Here is a 21,561-nt window from a genome sequence, read left to right as displayed (position 1 = left end):
GTCGCGCGAGCCCCTGTTAAGAACACAAATTACCACTAGGAACATTTTGAGGTTGTTTGTGAGCTAATTTAGCCACGATTGTGAAAATGTGACAGGAATGCCTGTGTCGCGGGCTGTTGTGGATTGTCGATCATGTCACGCGCCGGCCCCTCCTCGACGATCACGCCGTCGCGCATGAACACGACACGGTCGGCCACATCGCGGGCAAAGGCAATTTCATGCGTAACGATAATCATCGTCATGCCTTCGGCCACCAGATCTCGCATCACCTGCAGGACTTCCGCGACCAGTTCAGGATCGAGCGCCGACGTGGCCTCGTCGAACAGCATCACGCTTGGTTCCATTGCCAAGGCACGGGCGATGGCGACGCGCTGCTTTTGGCCACCGGAAAGCCTGGAAGGAAACTCGCCCGCTTTTTCGGCAAGCCCCACTTTACCGAGCAGCTTGCGCGCTAATGCTTCCGCATCACGCTTCGGCATCTTCTTGACGGTGACGGGACCTTCCATAACGTTCTGCAGTACTGTCATATGTGGGAACAGATTGAAATGCTGGAAGACCATGCCGGTCTTCCGGCGAAAATCCGCCTGCTGGCGCGTGCTAGGAATTTTTTTTCGGGGACCGAATTCAAATGCGTCCGCACCGACCCGCAATGCACCACCATCTGGCGTATTCAGCAGATTGATGCAGCGCAGCAATGTGGACTTACCTGACCCTGATGGTCCGATCAGTGACACAACTTCTCCCTGACCGATAGTCATTGTGATGTCGCGGAGAACTGTCAACGTGCCAAAGCTCTTGCTCAAGCCCTTGACTTCAATCTTGACGTTACCGGCTTCCAGTTTTGACGTGGTCATCAATCAATCCCCTTTTGCCAGCTTGTTTTCGGTACGTTTGACGACAGCTGTCAGAGGCACCAGCACCACAAAATAGATGACGGCAATCGTCGTATAAATTTCGAGCGGGCGATAAGTTTCGGTCGCCGCAACCTGACCCATATAAAGCAGGTCCGGAACGGTGAGTACGGAGACAAGCGATGTGTTCTTAAACTGGATGATCGATTGATTCATCAATGGCGGGATCATGCGCTTGAAAGCTTGCGGCAACACGATGCGACGCATCACCTGGATCGGGCGCATCCCCAGCGCCTGTCCGGCTTCTGACTGGCCGCTATCTATGGAAATAATACCGCCGCGAATGACTTCGGCGTAGAACGAACCGCCATAAAGCGACAGGGTCAAAATTGCGGCTGTGGTTGCCGACATTTCAATCCCGACCAGCATGGGCAGGGCGTAGTAGACCCAGAGCAACTGCACCAGCAATGGCGTACAGCGAAAAACTTCAATATAGAACCAAGAAATACTGCGTAGAACGCGCCATCTGGAAAGCTGCGCCAGACCTGCGACCAGACCTGCCAGCAAGCCTAGCACGATGACGGCCAACGTGAGCAGGACCGTTATCATCGTGCCTTGTGCAAACAACCAGCGATAGTTCCATATTACGCCAAAGTCCCAATCGTACATGGCCATATTCCTGTATGGAAAGAAGCACACAGCGGTGGGGCATTACTCAGATGCGCGCAGCGTGCGATAGAATGACTGGATCGGAAGCTTCCCGAGCCACAACCGTTTAAAAGCGAACGAAGCGCGCCGGACTGCATAGGCTGTCCGACGCTTGCGAGCACGATTTTAGAACGTGACGCCTTCGGGAATGTCGCTGATCGACAGATCGACCGCCGCAAGACTATCCAGCACTGCGGTGCGGATGAGCCCCATATATTTGGCATAGGTGATCCAGTTGTCGAGGAAGTCGCGAAGCGTTTTGTCTTTTTCTCGCCGAATGCAAGCATTCGATGTCGAGCCGAACAAGGGCTGCGGCACGACCACACTGCCGATTTTCGGATCGCGCTTTACTGCACGCACCGCACCCATCCAGAACAGGCACTGGGCGTCAATACGACCGGAACGCAGCGCCATGCTGGCATCATCCAGCGTCTTGAAACGCGAGATCTGGGCATTCGGGCACATGCGGGTGAGAATCTGATCATGTGCGGAGCCAACATCCACGCCGAGCTTGGCTTCAGGCTTGTTCATATCTTCCCACGTCTTGGGTTCATAGCCAGGTTTGGCGATGACCACGAGCGCTGACTCGTAGACCGTCGTGGTAAAATCTACCACCAGCGCACGCGCTGGAGTCAGGTTCATGCCGAACATGACGTCAACCTTGTTGGCCTGCAAGTCCATGATCGCGTTGCCCCATTGGGTTTCCACTATTTCCAGTTCGACACCCATATCCTGCGCAAGCGCGCGGCCCATTGCGATGAACTGGCCGCTCCATTCACCCGAGGCGACGTTCTTCATCGTCCAGGGCGCACCCGTCGCGACAGCACCGATGCGCAGTTTCTTGGTGCGCATGATCTTATCCCAGGTGCTCTCATCGCTCGACTGCGCCAGAGCAGGCTTGGACAAGCTGGATGCAACGGCGGCGGCGGCACCAATTCCAACGAGGCCGGCAAAATTACGTCTATTAACCATCTGTTCCCTCCATTATTTGGCCCGTTTAGAACTCCCGGGCTCAGAGCTAGTGCCGATTTGGCAAATTGGTTATGTCGCCACGTGCGGAAGAAGCACGCCGGGGTTCACCGTGTTATGCGGATCGAAAAGAGTTCGCACCTGCTGCATGGCACGCAACTGAACGGGATTACTCAAGCGGTCAATTTCGCTGGTAAGCTTGCGACCGATGCCATGTTCGGCACTGATCGTTCCCTCGAATTGCATGGCGACGTCATGAAACGCCTGTTCTACTTCGAGCGCGAACACGTCGCCCTGATCGCCGGAAGGCACATCCGAACGCTGGAACATCATCGTGTAATGAACATTGCCGTCGCCAAGGTGGCATACGACCATCGGCACCGCATTCGGCCATTTTTCGGCTGCAACAATATCCGCCGCTTCGATAAAGGCAGGCACATCGGAAACCCGCACGCAAATATCGTGCACGATACCCACACCTTCCTTCTTATTCGCTTCTGAAACCGAATGGCGGACGTGCCAGATATCCTGCGCCTGCCCCTCGGATTGAGCGATGACTGCATCCTGGACCAGCCCAGCCTCCAACCCCCGCTCCAGAACATCGCTCAGAACGGCATCGAGATCTGCACTTGCCGAGCTGCTGCCCAGTTCCACCATCAACGACCATTCAGGCACGCTGGCGAATGGAATTTTTACCCGTTCAACATGACGCACGACGAGCGCATATTGCGACCGCGATACAAGTTCGAAAGCTTCGATCGTATCGCCTGCCATATCGCGGAACATGGCGAGCAGCGCCGTCGCATCGGACGGCGCAGCGCAGGCTATCCATGCATGAGCGCGGCTACGCAAAGGCGGATGCAGACGCAGGGTCGCGCCAGTCACAATGCCCAATGTGCCTTCCGCACCGATGAACAACTGCCGAAGCTGATAACCGGTATTGTTCTTCTTGAGACCCTTGAGATCTGACAGGATCGAGCCATCCGCCAGGACAACTTCCAGACCGGCTACGAGATCACGCATCGGGCCATAGCGGACCACACCGGTACCACCGGCATTGGTGGAGATCAGCCCGCCAATCTGCGCGGAGCCGTCGCTTCCCAGATAAAGCGGGAAACGGCGATCCTGCGCTTCTGCAAGGTCATGCAGATTTGCCAGGATCACGCCAGCATCCACTGTAGCCAGATTGCTGATCCGGTCGATATCGCGGACGCGGTTCATGCGCTTCAAAGACAGAACGATACCCGGCTTTGCGGCATCGTCGGCCTCAGGCACCGCGCCGAAACAAAGACCAGTGTTTCCGCCCTGTGGGAAGATCGGCTCGTTATGAGCAGCCGCAAGCTTGACGACCTCGGCAACGGCATCCGTGGATGCAGGCAGGACCACGCATCTGGCATGACCGGTCTTTCGGCCCCGCCAATCCTGAAGATAGGGCAGCATGTCGTTCTGATCAGTAATCAGCCCGACATCGCCAACGATTTTACGAAGCTCTTCGATCATCGCTCAACAGATCAGGCGAGTGCGTTACTTTTGGCCAGTTCGGCAGCCGCAACCAGCCGGCTCATCGTTTCCGCTGCCGGGGCTTCCAGCGGCTTGCGCGACGGGCCGACAGGGCGCCCTGCCAGTTCCATGAAGACCTTCAATGGCCCCGGATTGGTTTCCGAGTAAATCGCATCGGTCACAGCATCAATTTTACTCTGCAGGGCGAGCGCTTCCTTGAGCTTGCCGTTTCGGCTCAACTCCATGATTTCCAGCCAGATTTTCGGATAGATCGTCGCCGATGCAAGCACCCCGCCCACGGCGCCGATAGCCATATGCGTTGCGAATAGAGGCTCCTCGCCACTCAACACCGCCAGCTTGTCACCTGCTAGTTTGACGGTGCGAATGAATTCCGGCATGTCATAATGCGAGAACTTGATGCCAATAGCCGTGCCGTCTTCGGCAAGCTCGGCGATGCTTTCAGGACTGATGCTGACGCCGGTGCGGCGCGGAATTTGGTAGAGAAGAATTGGAAGATCAACGGCATTTCTGTAGGAACGGAAATAGTCGCGCATTCCTTCCTGGCTCGGCGGCGCATAATAAGGCGTCACCACCATCACGGCTGCCGCGCCTGCAGCGAGGAAATCCTTACCGGTTTCGACGGCATCTTCGTAACCCGGATTGAGAACACCGGGAATGACCGGCTTGCCATTCGCGGCAGCGACACAGGTTTCCACCACCGCGCGGCGCTCATCGCGCGACAGCGCCGGAAACTCACCCGTACCACCAATAGGCACGACACCCGACGCACCTGCATCCAGCTGGAAGCGGACAAGCTCGTCTAAAGCCGCATGGTCTACATCGCCGTCCTTGCTGAGTGGCGTGACAATCGCAGTGTAGAGTCCACGGATTTGGCTTTGGTCTAGCATGCTGGTTCCACCTCATTGTGCGTTGCAGAAAGTGCGCAGGCACTGGTCGATCTGCAACAAAATTACATTTTCCAGATTAAAACGACACAATTGTTCAGATGTCAAGCAATTGGTGGAAAAATTATATGATACGATAAAAATATGATATTAAGGGAAAAATTGACTTTGATAGTGGTTCTCGGTAGTTTATGGGACAAGCGAACACATTGACCGTAATGGATTTTTTCAACGTTATGTCATCACTTAAAGATCAAGCAGTCGGGGATATTCGAGTGGTTGGCTCCACATCGGGAGCGATGATCCAGGAATCGATCCTGCAAAGCGCCACCGCCTTGAAACCAAAGAGCGGATCCTTCAGTCTGGATGAAGTCGGCAATCGTTTGCACTCCATTCGCAAAGGCCGTGGGCTGACACTTCAGGAAGCCTCGCGACTAACCGGCGTTTCAACCTCTGCTTTTTCAAAAATCGAACGTGGCGAACTCTCGCCAACAATCGGCACCTTGCAGCGGATTTCTGAGGGCCTCGACCTTGAAATCACGAGCCTGCTCAACGGGGAGCCAATCCCGCAAATACTTGCCCGGCGCAGTGTCAACCTGACCGGTGAAGGTCGGCGTCACGATACCAACACATGCGATAACCAGCTGTTGTCTGCCGATCTGCGCGGCAAAAGAATGTTGCCAATCCGCACGCGTATCACCGCACGCTCCATTGAAGAATATGGCGAGTGGGCACGCTCCGATAGCGAGATATTTCTCTACATTCTCAGCGGCACCATCGTCATGCACAGCCATGCGTACGAGCCGCTACGTCTGACTGCCGGTGAATCGGTCTATTACGACGCCAATATCGATCATCTGTGGGTTTCAGAAGGCGACGACGATGCTGAAGTTCTTTGGATGATAGCCAGCAGATAGATCATGAATAGCTTGTTGAATGCTGCGGAATATCGCGAGGCTGCGCGCAGGTTTTTGCCAAAGGGCCTTTTCGAATATATCGACCGGGGCACAGAGGACGAGCTGGCGCTCGGCAATCTTCGTCAGGACCTCGACCGTATCCGGCTTGAGCCGAGAGTTCTGAGGGGAACAACGGAACCGGACCTCTCAACCACAATGCTTGGCAAAAAATATTCCACACCCATCGTTATTGCCCCAACCGCTCTTGCGGGCATGCTTGCCTATCAAGGCGAAGGGCAATTGGCACGCGCCGGAGCGGCAACGGGGATTCCTTATTGCGCAGCGACACAAGCGATCTCATCCATCGGAGAGATAAGATCCGCATCAGCGGATGCCGACCTGTGGTTTCAACTCTATGTCTGGAAGAACCGGGAACTGACGCGACAACTCCTCGCGCGCGCCCGGGATCATGGTATTGACACGCTTGTCGTTACAACGGATACGCCCGTCGGCCCGAAACGTGAATATAACCAGCGCAATCGGTTTGCGGTACCTTTCAAGGTTACGTTGAAGGGAACTGCCGATGTTGCACTGCATCCTCGCTGGTTTGCTTCGGTCATGTTGCGCTATCTGCTGACATCAGGAATGCCGACTTACGGCAATTACCCGCCGGAGTTTCGCGGTTCACTGACGCGCGCGGCGATACAGAAAGATGTTGCTCTGGAGAGCAATCTCACCTGGGACGATATCGACCAATTGCGCAGCTGGTGGGGCGGTAAACTGATCCTGAAGGGCATTCTAAGCCCCGAAGATGCAGAGCAAGCGGTCAAGACCGGTATAGACGGGTTGGTCATTTCCGCCCACGGTGGTCGCAATCTGGACATCGCACCGACCCCGGTGCAGGTCCTGCCCTCAATCCGTCAGGCTGTCGGCAATAGACTGCAATTGTTGGCCGACAGTGGCGTCATGCGCGGTACGGATATTTTGAAGTTAATCGCGTTGGGCGCCGATGGCGTTATGATTGGTCGCCTGCCTTTATGGGGTTTGGCCTCCGGCGGCGAGCAGGGCGCAAAAGCCTTGTTCGACATGCTTCTTCAGGAATTGAGATTAGCAATGATCATGCTTGGCACGCAAACGCTGGATGATCTGCGCGCACTTCGGCAGCTCTAAGAGTGTATTGATCAATTTCATTTAGAGTTGACATTAAAGAACATTTAACAGTCTCTGCGGGTACAATGCATCTGTTTTCAGATTGCCAGTCAAGATCTTCGGTTCCGGTCAGGATGAAGCCGAGAGGGCGTCCTTGTCCGTCTGCGCGGGCGTGGATTTTTGTCGTAAAGCCACCGCGTGATTGACCAAAAGCCTCCTTATAAGTCCCCCTTTAGCGCCCGCTGCCTGTGAATGGCCTCGAACCGTGGTGCTATCGATCATGTGCTGCCAGTCGTCGGTTAGCCCCAACTCGACAAGCGTTTCGAGAAGTCCATCCCACACGCCTTGTTCCGCCCAACGAGGGAAGCGAACATAGATGGAGTTCCACTTGCCGTAGCGCTCGTGCATGTCGCGCCAGGCGCAGCCGATCCGCAGAACATGCAGCATTCCGTTGAGATATAGTCGGTTGTCATGAGAGGGCCGAGAATTCCTGCCGCGCTCGGTAGGCAGCAGCCCCTCAATGATCCTCCATTCCAAATCCGTCAGATCGCCACGCGCCAAACCCGCCTCCTAAAAGACAGTTTGGAATCATGCTTCAACTGATTTGAGAATCCACTTTGTCACCAGAACCTAGCTCGTCAGCGCTCACACAGTTGAAATTAATTATGTTTTCTCTTCTGTTGCCGCTGCTTGTGCGTGCATCTTGCGCATGATCTCGTGACTTGCCGCAGCCGTCTCACTGCCTCCCTCCACGTGAACTTTCGGATAAGCAATCTTAATGCCGTTTTCTTCGAAAGCCTTCTTGATCATCATGTTGGCCCGGCGTTTTATACCGAACTGTGTCCCAGGTTTGGTCATCAGTTTCGTTCGCAGGATGATTGAGTACTCACCGAAACTATCGATACCTTGCATCTTCAACGGCTCGATCGTATCGGCCGCGAACTCGGGATCTTCGGCCAATTCCTGACCGATTTTCTTGATCAGTTTGCGGGCCAGTTCAACGTCAGAGTCGTGGGTAACCCCGATTGTCATCTTTTCGATCACCCAATCGCGGCTCATGTTCTGAATAGCGCCAAGCTGGCCGAACGGCACAGTGAAGACCGGACCGCGATGGTGCCGCAGCCTTATAGAGCGTAGACTGAAGGATTCCACCGTTCCCTTGTACGACCCGCTCTGGATGTACTCTCCGACACGGAACGCGTCATCGAGCATATAGAAAACCCCGCTCAAGATGTCTTTGACAAGCGTTTGCGAGCCAAAGCCAATGGCGACGCCGAAGATGCCGGCTCCTGCGATCAATGGCAGTATTTGTACGCCCATGCCCGATAAAATTGTCAACACGGCCACGACGGCAATGAATGCGGCAAGCGCATTGCGAAATATCGGTAGCAATGTACGCAGCCGGCCCGAACGCGCTATCGCCGCGACGCTGCTATCGGCTGGATCGACAGGCCTTAACTGAAAGTCGATCAACGCCTTCGACAACTGCCAAAGCAAGTCGGCCACGACCAGGATGATGATGGCGTTGAAAAAGCCGTTGACCAAACGCTCGCCGAGCCCGTTCCCAGACAATGCCGCGACGCTGAACTTCCACAAATAAGCCAGCCAGACGACTGCTGCTCCAATGACCAACGCCCTCGCCCCTCTAGCGACAATGACATCGAATATTACACCTATAGCTCCAGTTGGCTTGTCATTACCGGCAAACGCCTGCGCCAAACGCCCTGCACCGCGCAGAACGGGCGGTAGCACAAGTGCATAGATGCCGATCCACAGGAGCCCCAGCATTCCACCGACCCAGATCAACCAGAGGGCTATCAGAAAGAGGGTTAGCAACGTTGCTTTCAAAGCCGATGGGCGGGGGCCCGGACGACGCCATATCACGTCAATCGCGACAGGCAGCAGTCCAAGACCAAGCAGAAGTGACACGATCTGTGCAACTTCTGGCGAAAAGCCGACAGCGCGCATGAGGCTGACTATTGCCCAGCCGAACAAGAAGATTCCCGCCATAATGGCAATGCGTCGACTCCAGAAGCACGCCGTCGCGATGCTACCTGCAGCCGCTTGCAGGTCGGAAATCGTGTCATTTCGCATTTCATAAGATGTCTGATCTGGCGACGCTGAGGGCTGGATAGCAAGGTGAACAGAGGCGGGGGTGCAGACGCTCCGAACAAAGCGGAAGGCGATAACAGCTACGAGGAGGGTCAATACAATCCTCCGCAACAACGGTGGCCATCCCAATATCAGGAATGAGCCGATACTGGCTAACGAAAAGGTCAGCAAAGCGGCCAGATTCACCAAGATTGCCTGCGGAATCGAATTCCGCCCGTAAGATAAAGCTTCCTTCGGCAGCCATTGCCGAACGAGCCATTCAGCGCCGAACCCAACGGCCATCAGCACAGCCAGAATGAGAACGACCATCCCTGGTCTGCCGTTATTAACGTCACGGGCGACTACGTCTGAAGCGTTTGCAAGTTCGTGAGGGATGCGTGGCACAGCAGCAATGAGACCGGTGATACGGCTCCGAACTGCTGTTTCCCAACTTGCAAAGGTGTCCGAAAGCGCGGGCGCCACTTCGGACTGCGGAGCGGCTTTACTTTGCAGCCACGCCTTAACATCTGGCTCATTGAGCACTTCGAGAAGCTGTCTTACTTTCTCAGGCGGCACCTCCGAGGGAGCGTCCTGTGCCCAACCGGAACTCTGTAAAATGGACAACACGATGAATGTGACCAACGCTAACGCACAATTTCGCAGGGCCAACACAGTTCCCATGTCAGTACTCCGGGCTGGGAACGTCAACATCCCGCCATATATAGTCGACGCATAAGCCTTGAGGGAAACGGCAGTAAGGCTGATAACTGCGGCACGAGAAATCATGGTGCGTCAACCCGACCTCCCATCTTGCGTGTTCAAAGCCATCAAAGAAAAAGCCCGAACCATTCATACGGCGACAGTTTTTAGCAGACTGAAGTAACGACAAAGAAAGTGCTATGGCTATTCATTTGTGCAATGCGTTCAGCCTACATCCCGGTCACATAATAATGTATTTCCGATTTTTTTTATAGCTACTATCTCTGCTACATGGACGCGCCGAATGGTCTCCCCGCTTCATCCGGTGGCGTGCATCGCCCTGACCGGCGATTGATAAAAACCTGGAAACCATTTCTACCGCCCTGTCAGCCTCGTGCTCCCATAGCACGCTAGAGTTAGCTCTGCATTCTTCACAGTCTTTAATGGGCGCCAACTGCAAAAATAAAGCCTACTATACGAGGCCTTGAATTTAGAGTATATTATTAGCAATACTGAATAACTTGGTTACGTTGGCATTCTCGAGTAGAAGAGTTGGCGGATCAAAGCGCTCCTTATTGTCATCATCTTTGATGAGGCGCTTGGCATGAGCCGACCATGGGGAGCTGGATCAGCATGGATCAAGGATCGGGCGCCGTGCACAAAGCGGCCGTTGGGCATCTACCCGCGTTTATTACTCCACCTGGACAGACCGATGTACTGCTGAACATCGTGATCGTCTTTCTTGTTTGCGTGGTGTTTTTAACCGGTATTCTTTACTTGAGGCTCCACGCGCTGCCGGAACATATCGCGCATCGGACACATAAGGTTCAAATTCAGTTGGTTGCGGTTCTAGGGCTGATCTCGCTCTTCACCCACAACCAGATTTTTTGGATCGCAGCATTATTGATTGCGATGACAGAGCTACCGGATTTTCTTTCTCCAATTACCTCGATGGCCAGATCTTTGCGTATTCTCACCCGACAGGGAGTTAACGCTACAGCGATAGCGGCAACTCGGACGAGTGCGCCCCCCCCATCGGGCATGGGGCCGTCGACGGGTGCCGCACCCGCCATGACGGAAACTGCCAATACCGCACAAATCATCAATAATGCAGCCAGGGAGACCGAAGAGAAAAAGCAGGAGCAACAATAATGTTTGAGTTTTTGCTTTGCTCATTGGTCACGATATTGCCGGACTATCTGTTCCGTCGGTATCGTCAAGGGAAACGGATAGGGCGAGAGATTACGATTTACTCCGTTTGGTTTGAACTGAGATGGGGGATCACTGCCTGCATCATCCTTACAGTCTCCTTGATCACCATGATCTTTTACTTTCACCCCTCCACGTCTAATGCCACAGCAGCATTCCGGACGGTAACAATCCTTCCCGAAATAAGTGGACGTGTAGATGAGGTTTATGTGACCCGAAATCAGATGGTTAAAGCTGGAGAGCCGCTGTTCAAACTGGATAATAGTGAGCAGAAGGCGGCGCTAGAAACAGCGCAAAAGCGTATCGCCGAGCTGGATGCAGAGATGCTCGTCGCTAAAAGTGATCTCGTCGCAGCTGACGCGCGTATCAAGCAGGCTGAGGCGGCATTCCTGCAGGCGAAGAATGACGTAAACACCCAAGCCGAACTGCAACGTCGCAACGTTGCGGCCCGAAACGAGGTTGAAAGGCTGCAGTCAATTGCTGATGGTAAAGCCAGCGAGCTTGCCGCAGCAGCAGCCACCAAACAGACGCTCGAAACAAAACTCGCTAGGTTGCTTCCAGCACAGAAAGCGAGTGCGGTTGCATCAGCTGAACAAGCGAACGTCGAGCTTAATAAAACTATCGTTAAGGCGGGTGTAAGTGGAACTGTTCAGCAATTTACACTCCGGGTCGGCGAAGTCGTTAACCCGCTCCTTCGACCAGCCGGGGTGCTCGTTCCAGAAACCGCGGGTCGGATTGGCCTCGTTGCTGGTTTTGGACAGATAGAAGCGCAAGTCATGAAGCCTGGCATGATTGCGGAAGCAACCTGTATAGGTAAACCATTTACTATCATCCCAATGGTTGTAACCGAGGTGCAGGATGTGATTGCAGGTGGACAGGTCCGCGCAAGTGACCAACTCATTGATGTAAAACAGCTTTCAACTCCCGGAACGATCACTGTTACGCTCGAACCCCTTTACGGAGGCCAATTGGCAGATATACCCCCTGGGAGTAGCTGCATTGCCAACGCTTACACCAGCAATTACGAGGAGTTGCATTCGGGAAAGGCTGGTACCCTTCGATCAATATTCTTACATGCCGTTGACGCGACCGCACTGGTCCACGCTATGATCTTGCGAATTCAGGCGGTTATGTTGCCAGTACGCACTCTTGTTTTGTCTGGCCATTAACACGTTCGCGTGCAGCTAAGAATTTAGAAGAGCGCAACAGCTCACAGATAAAACGGCGAGCTGATGACAGTCAGGAAACGCACCTATCGATGGAGTGTATACCGTTCAACTTCAGAGGATATGAACCGGTGGCTATGCCGTCGGGAGTTGTGTTGATTGCCGGTATAAAATTCACGTCTTCATACCGATGATATATTCGGGAATAATGGGACAAGGCAGGGCCGCCCTTAAGAGAGTTCGAGCAGAATCGTCCTACGCCTCTTCCGCAGCATGCCTCCGCACACTTTTAACGCAACGCAATGATCCTGATAAAAATTTCATTGATGATCGGCTTATACTGCAACACCAGTATCGCGCGCACCTTTGGCTTCAGCTCGCCAATCTGTCCAACATCTTCGGATGCCTTTAGTTCGACCCGGTAGCCAACGAACGGCGGATAAACAATCCGTTATTGGAGACCGGAATCCTTCAAACTTGCGCGAATTCTATCCAACTGACTAATGATCACTGCTAGGCCGAAGCAAATAGATCCAAGCCCAAATGATAATGTACCAAGCATCAGTCGTTGTAATGACGACGCATCAACAATGAATAACAACCCAATTAGGATCTGAACCAAACCAATAATAAAAACCACGAACTTCATTATTTTTCATCCGCGTTTGCTGGCCCGATATTGAACAGCACAAGTATCGAGGCCATCCACCGCCAACATAGTCGTTTGCATCACTTAACAGCAGCGCAATCGAATTTGATGGCATCAATCTCCCCTGAAGCGATATTATATTCACTTACCTGGAGAAATGAACATATATAGATATTTTCTTCATTCTGGAGAAAAACGTAGTTACCTGTTGATGACTTGATTTCATATCCTTTCTCGACGAGATCCAAAATGGTTGGCTTTCGTTCAGCATTGGCTAAGGAAGTTAGCGCAAGGATGACGATAACGGTATTGAACAAGATTTTCATTTCATTCCCATATATAATACTCAAGGATCAAACGGACGTTAAATAGACCGATAGAGTACCTAAAACCTGTTTTGATCTCGCACAACAAAAAAAGACGTGAAAGTCGAGCTATGAACACGGTATCTAGGCGTGGTTTGTTGGGTCTCAGATCAGCATTCCTATAGCTATTTGTCGGACAAAGGCGTCAGATTCTAACGTCCAGAATGGGGCCGGAAGGAGAATGTCCGCTCATCTCGCAAGAGTCATGGAAGCGGATATCATGCTTTAGTGGAATTGAGCTACTGCTGCTGGCGAGACGGTCATTGCGAAACGGCAACAACAACCTTGCCCTTGGCCCGCCCGGTCTCGACATAACCCAAGGCTTCTGGCGTCTGCGCAAAGGGATACACCTTGTCCACGATCGGACGGATGGGGCCAGCGTCGCTCAGCTTGGAGATCTCCCTCAGTCTGCCCTTCGGCGCGCATCTCTGCGCCGGCGTGTGGATCCCGGCGTGTCCTGATAGCCCTGCCACTGCTAAGAAATTTGGGTCGCTTCGGTAATGATCAGGCCAGCCAAGGCGCGCTGGGCATAATAGTCGGCGGTCAGGGTACCGGGCACGAAGCCCGCGCCTGCACGGTTACGTGTGAGCGGCGCAATGACGACCCAGTTTGAAAGGGGATGTTGCCGAGGGCGGCGGGTTCGAAAAGATGGCTGCGGGTCATGATGTACCTGTGATGTTACTTCTGCAGTGGGGGCTTAATGGGAATGCTTAGGCGGGAGTGCGATAGCGTTCGGCCGGAACCGCGTTGACAAGGTTTCCGAGCATCGCTTTGCGGGCTCCATCGAAAGCGTCCCACTGTCCGCCGTCGTGCAGCGGCGGGATGGTGACCGGCTCGCGACTGTCGAAGCCGACGAGGGCGGCATCCACCAGATCGCTCACTTCCATGACATTGCTCATGGCATTCACGTCTGCGCCGACATGATCCCATATCTCGGTGCGGGTCGTGGCGGGAAGTACGGCCTGGATGTACACGCCCTTAGGCCCGAGTTCGTGTGCCAGCCCCTGCGACAGGAAGAGTACGAAAGCCTTCGTCGCACCGTAGACGGTCATGCCGAACTCTGGCGCTAGACCGACGACCGAACCGATATTGATGATCGCGCCCTCTCCTGCCTTGGCAAGACGGGGAGCAATAGCGCTGGAAAGTCGGACGAGTGCGGTCGCATTGAGCGCAACGAGCTTGGTCATGTCATCGACACTCTGGTCGACGAAGCTTCCTCCGATTGCCGTTCCGGCATTGTTGACTAGGACGCCGATGCGCGCATCGTCGCGCAGCATCGTCTCGACCTTGGCAAGATCAGTTGCCTGGGTGAGATTGGCCTGGAGGATATCTATCGTGACTCCCGTTTCCTGGCGCAGGCGGCCCGCAAGCGCTTCCATGCGCACCGCGTCGCGGGCGACCAGTGCGAGATCATGGCCGCGGCGCGCGAACCGTTCGGCATAGGTGGCGCCGATGCCCGTGGAGGCGCCGGTAATGAGGACTGCGGAAACTTGGCTCATCGGATTGCTCTTTTCTGTCATTGATCCTATATTCATGACAGTCATCATGAATATATCTAAATATGATGGTCATCATGTAAATGTCAACGGGTGTTGCGGAGAATTTTGAAAATGAAGGTCAGCCGAGAACAGATGGCAGAGAACCGTCGCCGGATCCTGGACGTCGCCAGCCGGTTGTTTAAGGACAAGGGGTTCGATGCGGTGAGCGTTGCAGAGGTCATGAAGACAGCGGGCCTGACCCATGGCGGCTTCTATGGACACTTCACATCGAAGGACGACCTGGTTGCGCAGAGTCTGGCGCACGCGCTTGCAGCAGACAGCGTCGGCAATGGCGAGTTCAGCGATTTCGTCCGGTCTTATCTAGCGCCTCGCCATCGGGATAATCCCGGCAATGGATGCCCGACGGCGGGCTTGGCCGCTGCCATTCGTCACCAGACGCCCGCAGCGAAAGGCGCCATGACCGAAGGTCTGCGGACACAGATTGCTCGTATCGAGCAAGCACTTCCGGACGACGGCGCGGTCGACAAGCGCCGGGCAGCGATCGGAAGCTGGGCGGCAATGATCGGAGCCGTCATCCTCGCGAGAGCGGTCGATGACCCCGAATTGTCTGATGAGGTTCTTGAGCAGACGCGCGATTGGATCGACACTCAGGTCGAATAAGAGCAGGAGAGGCGAATTTCGAGTGCCTAATCTACGTCTGCTTGGAGGATACGCTCGAACTTCACGTGACGGCAGAAATGAAGGCGCAAAGCCCTCCGACAGCTTCCGACCCACTGCGGTCGTTCGAAAACAGGGGGCGAAGACAACCAAAGCGGACCAAGTAGGTCTCTGTCATCTTGAATCATTTCTGCCACTTGTTTCAGGCAGACGGCCCCAAAACTCGAGATGATTTCGGCAAGGTAGAATCTGATTCCGAAAATCTGCATAGTCATGTCCGTCAGAATAATGAGAAGATCATCATGCCGGCGAACACTATAAGCAGCACGATGTAAAACGGACGAAATAGATAGAAACGCTGCCAATTCGTGAGGCCGAGAGCATTGATGTAAACGCGCTCATCAAGCTTCAGATTGTCCGCGCCGCTATCGACGGAAAAATCACCGCCGTTACTCTTATAAAATCGGTACTCCTTGATCTGCGCGACAATTTGGTGAGCCGCCAGAAGAATGACCGCCACAAACGCGGCTGAAAAAATCAAGAATTCCAATAATAGCATAACTCGAAAACGCCTCTTTAATTCGCAGGGCAGGGATAAATAGCAGCCAGCGCCTCAATCACCAATGTAGATGCTCTCCTTTTAAGACGCTCCGGCGTGACGCTTCGAAGATGCGTGTATACACGATCTGTCAGCTCATGGGGGAGAACCGATCCGGCCCCACACCAGTCCGTCCCGCTGGTAGCATCAGCCACCCCAGCTATATAAGCACTACCACGAGCGCCCGACGTTATACGACCAGCCTCACTCTGCAGAGCGCCATCATCGAACTTTCCTTCGAGCGCTTTGACCAACTCAGTCCCGTTGATGATCCAGTCGCGGGCCTGATCGTTGTCAGATTCTGCCGACGCAACATTGATGGCCAAACCTATCGACAGTATAGCCGCCGGAAAAGTTGTCCGCAATTGGTACGCTGCTGTCATCTTCCGCTCCGTTGATCTGGCGGCACCGGCGCTGCTCGAACGCAGGCGGTTATCGACGTGAATGACCCAATGCACGCTGGAACGGGCAACATCAGATCGTGTATCGCTCATAGGCTTCGAGCAGAAACTGCTTGCCTTTCTCGGTCAAGCGCGACGCGTCAACGAATGCGGAAAACGAGTCGGCCTGATCCCGCATATTGTCGAAATGGGCGATCATCTCCTTGCTCCCGAACACAACGTGGAAACGCTCGCCAGCGGGCAGCCAAACAAAAAGCGGGCTTGGTGAGAACTCCAGAATGACGTCCTCATGGAAAACTTGAAAAAGATTGTCCCATGCGCAAACCGGATCGCTGCTGGTGGTTTTCTCCGGCTGCTTGCCGAACTCGGCATGATAAATAAAGACGGATCCTCCAAGGTTTCCAGCAATCCTTGCCAGGGCAAGGAACGCGGCCCTATCGAGAACATCAGGGAATACCCGAGATTCGAGCCCGCGTGCCAGAAGGAATGCAGGGCGCAGAAGGCGCATTTCATCGAGCGCATCATCAAACAGCGTATCCACTATATTGCACCATACATCTTTGACAGCGTTTATCGCAATACTCCCGCAGACCCTCTCAAAACTCCGGGCGCCTGACAATCCCATTTCGATCTTCACGTGATCTATGGATCTGCTTCAATCATTCTCGAAGCATTCAGCGCGATTAGCGCAGCTGTTACTTGACCGCACCATTGAGATAGAGGTCTTCACCTCGCTGCAGCGGCGTGAAAATGAAGTCGTCTTTTCTGAGAAAGCGGTTGAACCAACTTAAAAGATCATCTTTGGTCGACGAGTTGCGATATCCGATCAGCTTGACGACCAGGGGAGCACTAAAGGCTATGTCAAAGGCAGTAGCGAACTGGGTGGTGCCTGAAAGCTGAACCGAAAACATGCCACCACCGTCGTGACGGATGGAAATTTCCGCACGAGCGAAAAACTCATCGCTGTAGGTGGTGATAAGACCTGGGGCTTCCCACCAATCTTCACTCGTCAAAGCGTTTCGAGTTCCTTCTCCCTGGAAGTCGGCCCGGATTTCCTGGAGGCTGCGATAGTCACGGTTCTCGAAACGCTTCAAAGGTATTTTGAGCCACTGTGTATCCAGACCCGGGTTCAACCACTGGGAGACGTCATCCTCGGGGTCATTGTTGGGATCGAAGAAGAATTTCGGAGATTTCATTTCTAAATCCAATACGACGTAGTCATCCAGCTGCTGACCAGGCCAAGATCCACTTGAGGCCCGCAAGGTAATGCGTGGCTCTTCGACTGGAAGGTCGAGCGGATAGCTCTGATAAACAAGCTTAAAATGTCCCATGCGGTTCCCCGGTCTGAAAACTCAATGTGGATTCCTTAAGATAGCGGCTGATGGTTATACTTTACTATGTCACATCTTTCTGCAACAGATCGCTCGCAATTACTGCTTCTGCCGGAAGCAGTCGATGATTATGTGGGACCTGACAACTTGGTCCGCTTCATCGAGGACATCGTTGACGACCTCGATCTCAAGGCTGCCGGATTCGTGCGGGTTGTCAGCTTGAAGTGCTTAGGCCCCTCTCCACCCCATAATTGTCGTTAGCAGCAAGAAAAAGCGGAACGACCGCTTTGGAAAGCTTGAGAATGCTAAGCTAATGTCCGGAATGAAGCGCTTAACGGTCCAACAGCTTCCGACCTCCATTTCGGTCATCCCGTCGCCAATGGTCGATACCTCATACTTGCCGTTCGCGGTGTGGTCAGTTTGCACCGATTTTGGCAAGCCCGGTTTGAAGTTGGCAGATAATCTCACCGAGTTGACCTGAAGTTAGGAGACCCGGGCCGAGCGGGCCAGACTTGTTCTCGCCAACAGGCGGAAGCTGCAAAAGTGCATCCTGCACTTCCGCCGTAACCTGTCCGAGTTGCCAAGCAATCTCTTTGTCGGCGGCTTCGGCCTGATCTGAGGCGGCTAGGCTGGCCGCTTTCACGGCGTATGCAGCGGCCCCCAAGGCGTATGCGCCCATGTGGCAGATTGCCGATGCTTGACCATCCAGAATGGGCCCCATCTGCGCGGCGGCTGCAGTCCGAGCATTTCAGCCTGAAACAGGGCAGAGCCGTGTGCGTCTTGCGTCGCCAGGATCGTGTGGTTGAATTCGATTCTCATCAGTGCTCTCCCATCCCGAAGCTTACCCGCTGTGCCCCGACCCGCCTGAGCGTCGAGGCCACCACTAGCACGGCAATCACTGCCGTGCCCGCCACGATGTAGGCGGCTGAATCCCAGCCGAACCGATCCAGTGCGCCGCCGATGGCTGTCGGACCAAGAATCTGTCCGAGATTGCTGCCTTGAATGATCAGACCCAGAACGACCGGAACCAACGTTGCCGCTGGCGCCACGAGTGGCGCGGAGGACAGCAGGATCGCCGGGATCACACCGCCGACAGTCGAGAACAACAGGCACAGGCCGAAGGCCGCACCGTCCGGCAGAACAGGGAGAAAGATCCCGAAGCTGGCCAGTCCCATGACGAGGCATGCCGCGATCAGGAGCGCCGGGCGGCTAAAGCCCCTGGAGAGGAGCAGGCCCGCCGTCAGATTGCCGATGACGTTCACGGCCGAGGCCAGTGCACTGAGCAGTCCGGCCGTCTGGTGCGTCACCTGTAACCGCTCCATCAGCAGCACCGGCAGGAAGCTGAAGACCGCGAAGAACATCATGCTGTAGAGCGCAATGGTGATCGCCAGCCCCACAGCGCTACGGTCGCGTGCCACGGTCATGCTGTCGCGGCGCAAGCCGTTCCAGGACATGATCTGGCCTTGCCCGCCAGCGGAAATGACAAGTGGAACAGCGATGCAGATGGCCAGCGCCAGCGCCCCGCTTGCCCACCACATCCTCTGCCAGCCCTCGAAGAACGGCCCCACCAGCATCGCCACCGCCATGCCGACTGGCATGAAGCAGCTCCAGAGGGCGAAGGCCAGATCACTATCAGCTGGTCGCGTAACCTCCTGGAGCAATGAGGGCGCCGCGACCGTCACCAACAGGAAACCCGCCCCTTCGATAATGCGGCCACAAAACAGGCTGGGCAGTCCCGGTATCGCCGCGCCAAGCGCCGCGCCGACTGTCGTGGCCAGGAGCCCGATGATGAGGATGCGTCTCGCACCGAAACGCGCAACAAACGCCCCGGTCGGAATGCCGCCGACAAGGCCGATGAGCGCAAATATTCCAGTCAGCCAGCCGATCGCCGTCAGCCCGATTCCGAAATCATTCTGCAACAGGGGCGCTGCAATCGCCGCCTTGCCAACCTGCAAGGCGGCTGCAATTCCGCTGCCAACGATGACGAACACGGCGGTCCAGTGCGTGGACACTGCTTTCGTTGTTGATGGCGTGTCCATCACGAGCCCCTTGCCGCGCGCCCGGCCACGAGGGTGGCCGCGATCCCGGCGACATGCCGTCCCTGGAAGCGCGCGCCCTCCAGCTCGTTTTCACTGACCTCGCGATGCCCTCCCAATCCATCATCGGCCAGCGTCGATGCACCATAGGGCGAGCAGCCGGTGATTTCGTCCATCCGCATCTGGCCCTTGAAGCTGTAAGGCAGGCCGACAATGATCATGCCGAGGTGGAACAGAACGGTCTGGGTGGACAAGATCGTTGTTTCCTGCCCGCCATGCTGGCTGCCGGTTGAGGTGAAGACGCTGCCGACTTTTCCGACCAGCTTGTCCTCGAACCAGAGGCCACCGGTCTGGTCGAGAAAGTTCTTCATCTGCGATGCCATATTGCCGAAACGGGTCGGCGTTCCGATGATGATGGCATCGTAATCCGCAAGCTCGGCCACCGTTGCGACGGGCGCGGACTGGTCGACCTTGTATCCGGACTTCGCAGCAACCGCTTCGGGAACAAGCTCAGGCACCCGCCTGATCGCCACCGTCACACCCGCCTCACGCGCGCCATCAGCCACGGCCGAAGCCATCGTCTCGACGTGACCATAAGAGGAATAGTAAAGCACCAGCACCTTCGTCATCTCGTCGACCTCGCGCGTTGATTTCATGAGCGGAAGGTTGCATCAAATGGATGAGCGAAATAAGTGATATAAAAATGATATAGTTGATCATGAGGAAAGATCATGCTGGATGCCCTTACGCTTGATCAGATCCGGACTTTCGTAACCATTGCCGACAGCGGCAGCTTCCGCGCTGCAGCCCAGAAGCTTTCGCGCGTCCAGTCGGGCGTCAGCGCCACCATCGCCAACCTTGAGGCCGCGCTTGGCGTGGAACTGTTCGACCGTTCCGGCTACAAGCCGGCCTTGACACCGCAGGGGCAGGTATTGCTCGGCAACGCACGCGACATCATTCTGCGCGTGGACGTATTGCGCGCCCAGGCGCGCGGTTTTGCGCATGGCGTCGAGACGGAACTCGCGATTTCTGTCGATACGCTCTTTCCCATGCACGAGGTCGCACGCGCGATCTCACGAATGCGACACGATTACCCTGCCGTTGCCGTCCGTGTATGGTCGGAGGCTATGGGCGGTCCGCTCGATGCGCTCAGGAAGAGCCGTTGTGCGCTTGCGGTAATGGTGGGTGAAGATTTCCGCGACCCCCGTATCAAATTCGAGCCGCTGATATCCATCAGCCAGGTCGCGGTCGTCGCTTCAAGCCATCCGCTGGCCCACCGCCATGCGGGCCGACCACTGGAGCTGATGGATGTTGCCGATCATCTCCAGATCGTTCTGACCGACCCGTCCGACATATCAGCAGGCCGGGATTTCGGGGTGGTTTCGTCACAGACCTGCCGCGTCAACACGCAGGATACCAAACATCACCTCATCCTGGAGGGCGCGGGCTGGGGGCGGCTCCCCCATTGGCTCGTTGAGAGGGACCTGGAACAGGGAACGCTCGTGCGACTCAATGTCAACGCCATCGGTCGCAATGGCGAGATCACGTCTGGTGCCTATCTTGCCCGCCGCCGGGACGAGGCATTGGGACCTGCAGCGCAGAAACTTGCCGATCTACTGATCAGCCATGAAACGGGTGTCGTCTTCTAGTCGAGCCAGGCGATCGCGACGTTACTTCCCCTTGAGTTATTACTGGTTCGCGGACGTTTACCGTCAGGCATCGCCCCGCCTCAAGGGCTGCCTGAGAGTTCCGAACGGTCAGCGAGTTCCAGTCCCAACCACTTTATTCCAGTTGAGCCGTTGGCCGAAGAACAGTGCGTCCAACAGAACAATCCAACGGCGGATACGTACCTCTGGATCACATAGCTGAACTCATCCGTCTG

At 55.0% G+C, this 21,561-nt stretch carries 23 protein-coding genes and 2 pseudogenes; 6 read left to right on the top strand and 19 right to left on the bottom strand.

The annotated features are described in order from the left end of the window. Positions 1 to 68: 68 nt before the first annotated feature. From QLQ11_RS20690 to dapA, 5 genes are all read right to left on the bottom strand, one after another. On the bottom strand, positions 69 to 854 hold the full coding sequence (locus QLQ11_RS20690) for an amino acid ABC transporter ATP-binding protein (RefSeq protein WP_283735580.1): 786 nt from the start codon (positions 852 to 854) through the stop codon (positions 69 to 71). 3 nt (positions 855 to 857) lie between these two features. Then, positions 858 to 1,520: an amino acid ABC transporter permease gene (locus QLQ11_RS20685; RefSeq protein WP_078340571.1), complete on the bottom strand. Its 663-nt coding sequence runs from the start codon at positions 1,518 to 1,520 to the stop codon at positions 858 to 860. A 165-nt stretch (positions 1,521 to 1,685) separates the two neighbouring features. Beyond that, on the bottom strand, positions 1,686 to 2,531 hold the full coding sequence (locus QLQ11_RS20680) for a transporter substrate-binding domain-containing protein (RefSeq protein ID WP_283735582.1): 846 nt from the start codon (positions 2,529 to 2,531) through the stop codon (positions 1,686 to 1,688). Positions 2,532 to 2,600: 69 nt separating this feature from the next. Then, positions 2,601 to 4,028, bottom strand: coding sequence for an FAD-binding oxidoreductase (locus tag QLQ11_RS20675; RefSeq protein ID WP_283735583.1), 1,428 nt, complete (start codon positions 4,026 to 4,028; stop codon positions 2,601 to 2,603). Positions 4,029 to 4,039: 11 nt separating this feature from the next. Next, positions 4,040 to 4,936: a 4-hydroxy-tetrahydrodipicolinate synthase gene (dapA, locus tag QLQ11_RS20670; protein ID WP_283735584.1), complete on the bottom strand. Its 897-nt coding sequence runs from the start codon at positions 4,934 to 4,936 to the stop codon at positions 4,040 to 4,042. Positions 4,937 to 5,151: 215 nt separating this feature from the next. Here dapA and QLQ11_RS20665 point away from each other — a divergent pair, with 215 nt between their 5' ends. Beyond that, the gene (locus tag QLQ11_RS20665; protein WP_078340575.1) at positions 5,152 to 5,850 is read left to right on the top strand and encodes a helix-turn-helix domain-containing protein; all 699 of its coding nucleotides are present in this window, start codon (positions 5,152 to 5,154) and stop codon (positions 5,848 to 5,850) included. 3 nt (positions 5,851 to 5,853) lie between these two features. Next, positions 5,854 to 6,999: an alpha-hydroxy acid oxidase gene (locus QLQ11_RS20660; RefSeq protein ID WP_283735585.1), complete on the top strand. Its 1,146-nt coding sequence runs from the start codon at positions 5,854 to 5,856 to the stop codon at positions 6,997 to 6,999. A gap of 108 nt (positions 7,000 to 7,107) precedes the next feature. Here the strand turns inward: QLQ11_RS20660 and QLQ11_RS20655 are convergent, their stop codons facing one another. Both QLQ11_RS20655 and QLQ11_RS20650 read right to left on the bottom strand, forming a co-directional pair. Further along, on the bottom strand, positions 7,108 to 7,539 hold the full coding sequence (locus QLQ11_RS20655; RefSeq protein ID WP_235942996.1) for an IS5 family transposase: 432 nt from the start codon (positions 7,537 to 7,539) through the stop codon (positions 7,108 to 7,110). Between the two features lie 102 nt (positions 7,540 to 7,641). Then, positions 7,642 to 9,750, bottom strand: coding sequence for a mechanosensitive ion channel family protein (locus tag QLQ11_RS20650; RefSeq protein ID WP_283735586.1), 2,109 nt, complete (start codon positions 9,748 to 9,750; stop codon positions 7,642 to 7,644). 651 nt (positions 9,751 to 10,401) lie between these two features. Here QLQ11_RS20650 and QLQ11_RS20645 point away from each other — a divergent pair. Then, on the top strand, positions 10,402 to 10,920 hold the full coding sequence (locus QLQ11_RS20645; protein WP_235942997.1) for a hypothetical protein: 519 nt from the start codon (positions 10,402 to 10,404) through the stop codon (positions 10,918 to 10,920). Further along, positions 10,920 to 12,146: an HlyD family secretion protein gene (locus QLQ11_RS20640; RefSeq protein ID WP_171319399.1), complete on the top strand. Its 1,227-nt coding sequence runs from the start codon at positions 10,920 to 10,922 to the stop codon at positions 12,144 to 12,146. The genes QLQ11_RS20645 and QLQ11_RS20640 overlap by 1 nt, the downstream gene beginning before the upstream one ends. 726 nt (positions 12,147 to 12,872) lie before the next feature. Here the strand turns inward: QLQ11_RS20640 and QLQ11_RS20635 are convergent. From QLQ11_RS20635 to QLQ11_RS20620, 4 genes and pseudogenes are all read right to left on the bottom strand, one after another. Further along, the gene (locus QLQ11_RS20635) at positions 12,873 to 13,118 is read right to left on the bottom strand and encodes a hypothetical protein (protein WP_124915744.1); all 246 of its coding nucleotides are present in this window, start codon (positions 13,116 to 13,118) and stop codon (positions 12,873 to 12,875) included. Positions 13,119 to 13,417: 299 nt separating this feature from the next. Further along, positions 13,418 to 13,583, bottom strand: a pseudogene (locus QLQ11_RS20630) (zinc-binding dehydrogenase); the annotation flags it as partial. Positions 13,584 to 13,635: 52 nt separating this feature from the next. After that, a pseudogene (locus QLQ11_RS20625) lies at positions 13,636 to 13,820 on the bottom strand (alkene reductase); the annotation flags it as partial. Positions 13,821 to 13,867: 47 nt separating this feature from the next. Continuing rightward, positions 13,868 to 14,656, bottom strand: a complete 789-nt coding sequence (locus QLQ11_RS20620) for an SDR family oxidoreductase (RefSeq protein WP_283735587.1) — start codon at positions 14,654 to 14,656, stop codon at positions 13,868 to 13,870. Between the two features lie 111 nt (positions 14,657 to 14,767). Here QLQ11_RS20620 and QLQ11_RS20615 point away from each other — a divergent pair, with 111 nt between their 5' ends. After that, entirely contained in the window at positions 14,768 to 15,316 is a 549-nt protein-coding gene (locus QLQ11_RS20615) for a TetR/AcrR family transcriptional regulator (protein ID WP_124915747.1), read from the top strand. 277 nt (positions 15,317 to 15,593) lie between these two features. Here the strand turns inward: QLQ11_RS20615 and QLQ11_RS20610 are convergent, their stop codons facing one another. The 8 genes from QLQ11_RS20610 to wrbA form a co-directional block, all read right to left on the bottom strand. Continuing rightward, positions 15,594 to 15,854: a hypothetical protein gene (locus QLQ11_RS20610; RefSeq protein ID WP_235859024.1), complete on the bottom strand. Its 261-nt coding sequence runs from the start codon at positions 15,852 to 15,854 to the stop codon at positions 15,594 to 15,596. Positions 15,855 to 15,889: 35 nt separating this feature from the next. After that, positions 15,890 to 16,294 carry a Rap1a/Tai family immunity protein gene (locus QLQ11_RS20605; protein WP_167836131.1) on the bottom strand — a complete coding sequence of 135 codons (405 nt, stop codon included), beginning with the start codon at positions 16,292 to 16,294 and terminating at the stop codon, positions 15,890 to 15,892. Between the two features lie 91 nt (positions 16,295 to 16,385). Continuing rightward, positions 16,386 to 16,853 (bottom strand): hypothetical protein, encoded by a 468-nt coding sequence (locus QLQ11_RS20600; protein ID WP_124915748.1) that lies wholly within the window; start codon positions 16,851 to 16,853, stop codon positions 16,386 to 16,388. Between the two features lie 154 nt (positions 16,854 to 17,007). Continuing rightward, positions 17,008 to 17,643 (bottom strand): hypothetical protein, encoded by a 636-nt coding sequence (locus tag QLQ11_RS20595; protein WP_171319401.1) that lies wholly within the window; start codon positions 17,641 to 17,643, stop codon positions 17,008 to 17,010. A gap of 415 nt (positions 17,644 to 18,058) precedes the next feature. Further along, positions 18,059 to 18,286 (bottom strand): hypothetical protein, encoded by a 228-nt coding sequence (locus QLQ11_RS20590; protein ID WP_283735589.1) that lies wholly within the window; start codon positions 18,284 to 18,286, stop codon positions 18,059 to 18,061. After that, positions 18,283 to 18,462: a hypothetical protein gene (locus QLQ11_RS20585; RefSeq protein WP_100556840.1), complete on the bottom strand. Its 180-nt coding sequence runs from the start codon at positions 18,460 to 18,462 to the stop codon at positions 18,283 to 18,285. Before QLQ11_RS20585 ends, QLQ11_RS20590 begins: the two co-directional genes overlap by 4 nt. Then, a complete protein-coding gene (locus tag QLQ11_RS20580; protein WP_171319402.1) occupies positions 18,462 to 19,682 on the bottom strand; it encodes a CynX/NimT family MFS transporter in 1,221 nt (406 codons plus the stop codon). The genes QLQ11_RS20585 and QLQ11_RS20580 overlap by 1 nt, the downstream gene beginning before the upstream one ends. Next, a complete protein-coding gene (gene wrbA, locus QLQ11_RS20575) occupies positions 19,682 to 20,308 on the bottom strand; it encodes an NAD(P)H:quinone oxidoreductase (protein ID WP_283735763.1) in 627 nt (208 codons plus the stop codon). The genes QLQ11_RS20580 and wrbA overlap by 1 nt, the downstream gene beginning before the upstream one ends. Before the next feature lie 102 nt (positions 20,309 to 20,410). Between wrbA and QLQ11_RS20570 the strand changes: the two genes are divergently transcribed. Further along, on the top strand, positions 20,411 to 21,328 hold the full coding sequence (locus tag QLQ11_RS20570; RefSeq protein ID WP_124915750.1) for a LysR family transcriptional regulator: 918 nt from the start codon (positions 20,411 to 20,413) through the stop codon (positions 21,326 to 21,328). The last annotated feature ends 233 nt before the right edge of the window (positions 21,329 to 21,561 follow it).

Source organism: Ochrobactrum sp. SSR, from assembly GCF_030067775.1.
Classification (GTDB): Bacteria; Pseudomonadota; Alphaproteobacteria; order Rhizobiales; family Rhizobiaceae; genus Brucella; species Brucella teleogrylli.
Note: the sequence above shows the minus strand (reverse complement) of the source record. Positions and strands in the feature narration are given on the sequence as shown.

Coding starts and splice junctions, on each gene's coding strand:
- QLQ11_RS20685 (WP_078340571.1), bottom strand. CDS start 1,520: ATGTACGATTGGGACTTTGGCGTAATATGGAACTATCGCTGGTTGTTT.
- wrbA (WP_283735763.1), bottom strand. CDS start 20,308: ATGACGAAGGTGCTGGTGCTTTACTATTCCTCTTATGGTCACGTCGAG.
- QLQ11_RS20675 (WP_283735583.1), bottom strand. CDS start 4,028: ATGATCGAAGAGCTTCGTAAAATCGTTGGCGATGTCGGGCTGATTACT.
- QLQ11_RS20665 (WP_078340575.1), top strand. CDS start 5,152: ATGGATTTTTTCAACGTTATGTCATCACTTAAAGATCAAGCAGTCGGG.
- QLQ11_RS20580 (WP_171319402.1), bottom strand. CDS start 19,682: ATGGACACGCCATCAACAACGAAAGCAGTGTCCACGCACTGGACCGCC.
- QLQ11_RS20690 (WP_283735580.1), bottom strand. CDS start 854: ATGACCACGTCAAAACTGGAAGCCGGTAACGTCAAGATTGAAGTCAAG.
- QLQ11_RS20595 (WP_171319401.1), bottom strand. CDS start 17,643: ATGGGACATTTTAAGCTTGTTTATCAGAGCTATCCGCTCGACCTTCCA.
- dapA (WP_283735584.1), bottom strand. CDS start 4,936: ATGCTAGACCAAAGCCAAATCCGTGGACTCTACACTGCGATTGTCACG.
- QLQ11_RS20650 (WP_283735586.1), bottom strand. CDS start 9,750: ATGGGAACTGTGTTGGCCCTGCGAAATTGTGCGTTAGCGTTGGTCACA.
- QLQ11_RS20620 (WP_283735587.1), bottom strand. CDS start 14,656: ATGAGCCAAGTTTCCGCAGTCCTCATTACCGGCGCCTCCACGGGCATC.
- QLQ11_RS20605 (WP_167836131.1), bottom strand. CDS start 16,294: ATGACAGCAGCGTACCAATTGCGGACAACTTTTCCGGCGGCTATACTG.
- QLQ11_RS20640 (WP_171319399.1), top strand. CDS start 10,920: ATGTTTGAGTTTTTGCTTTGCTCATTGGTCACGATATTGCCGGACTAT.
- QLQ11_RS20570 (WP_124915750.1), top strand. CDS start 20,411: ATGCTGGATGCCCTTACGCTTGATCAGATCCGGACTTTCGTAACCATT.
- QLQ11_RS20635 (WP_124915744.1), bottom strand. CDS start 13,118: ATGAAAATCTTGTTCAATACCGTTATCGTCATCCTTGCGCTAACTTCC.
- QLQ11_RS20585 (WP_100556840.1), bottom strand. CDS start 18,462: ATGAGAATCGAATTCAACCACACGATCCTGGCGACGCAAGACGCACAC.
- QLQ11_RS20615 (WP_124915747.1), top strand. CDS start 14,768: ATGAAGGTCAGCCGAGAACAGATGGCAGAGAACCGTCGCCGGATCCTG.
- QLQ11_RS20680 (WP_283735582.1), bottom strand. CDS start 2,531: ATGGTTAATAGACGTAATTTTGCCGGCCTCGTTGGAATTGGTGCCGCC.
- QLQ11_RS20660 (WP_283735585.1), top strand. CDS start 5,854: ATGAATAGCTTGTTGAATGCTGCGGAATATCGCGAGGCTGCGCGCAGG.
- QLQ11_RS20645 (WP_235942997.1), top strand. CDS start 10,402: ATGGATCAAGGATCGGGCGCCGTGCACAAAGCGGCCGTTGGGCATCTA.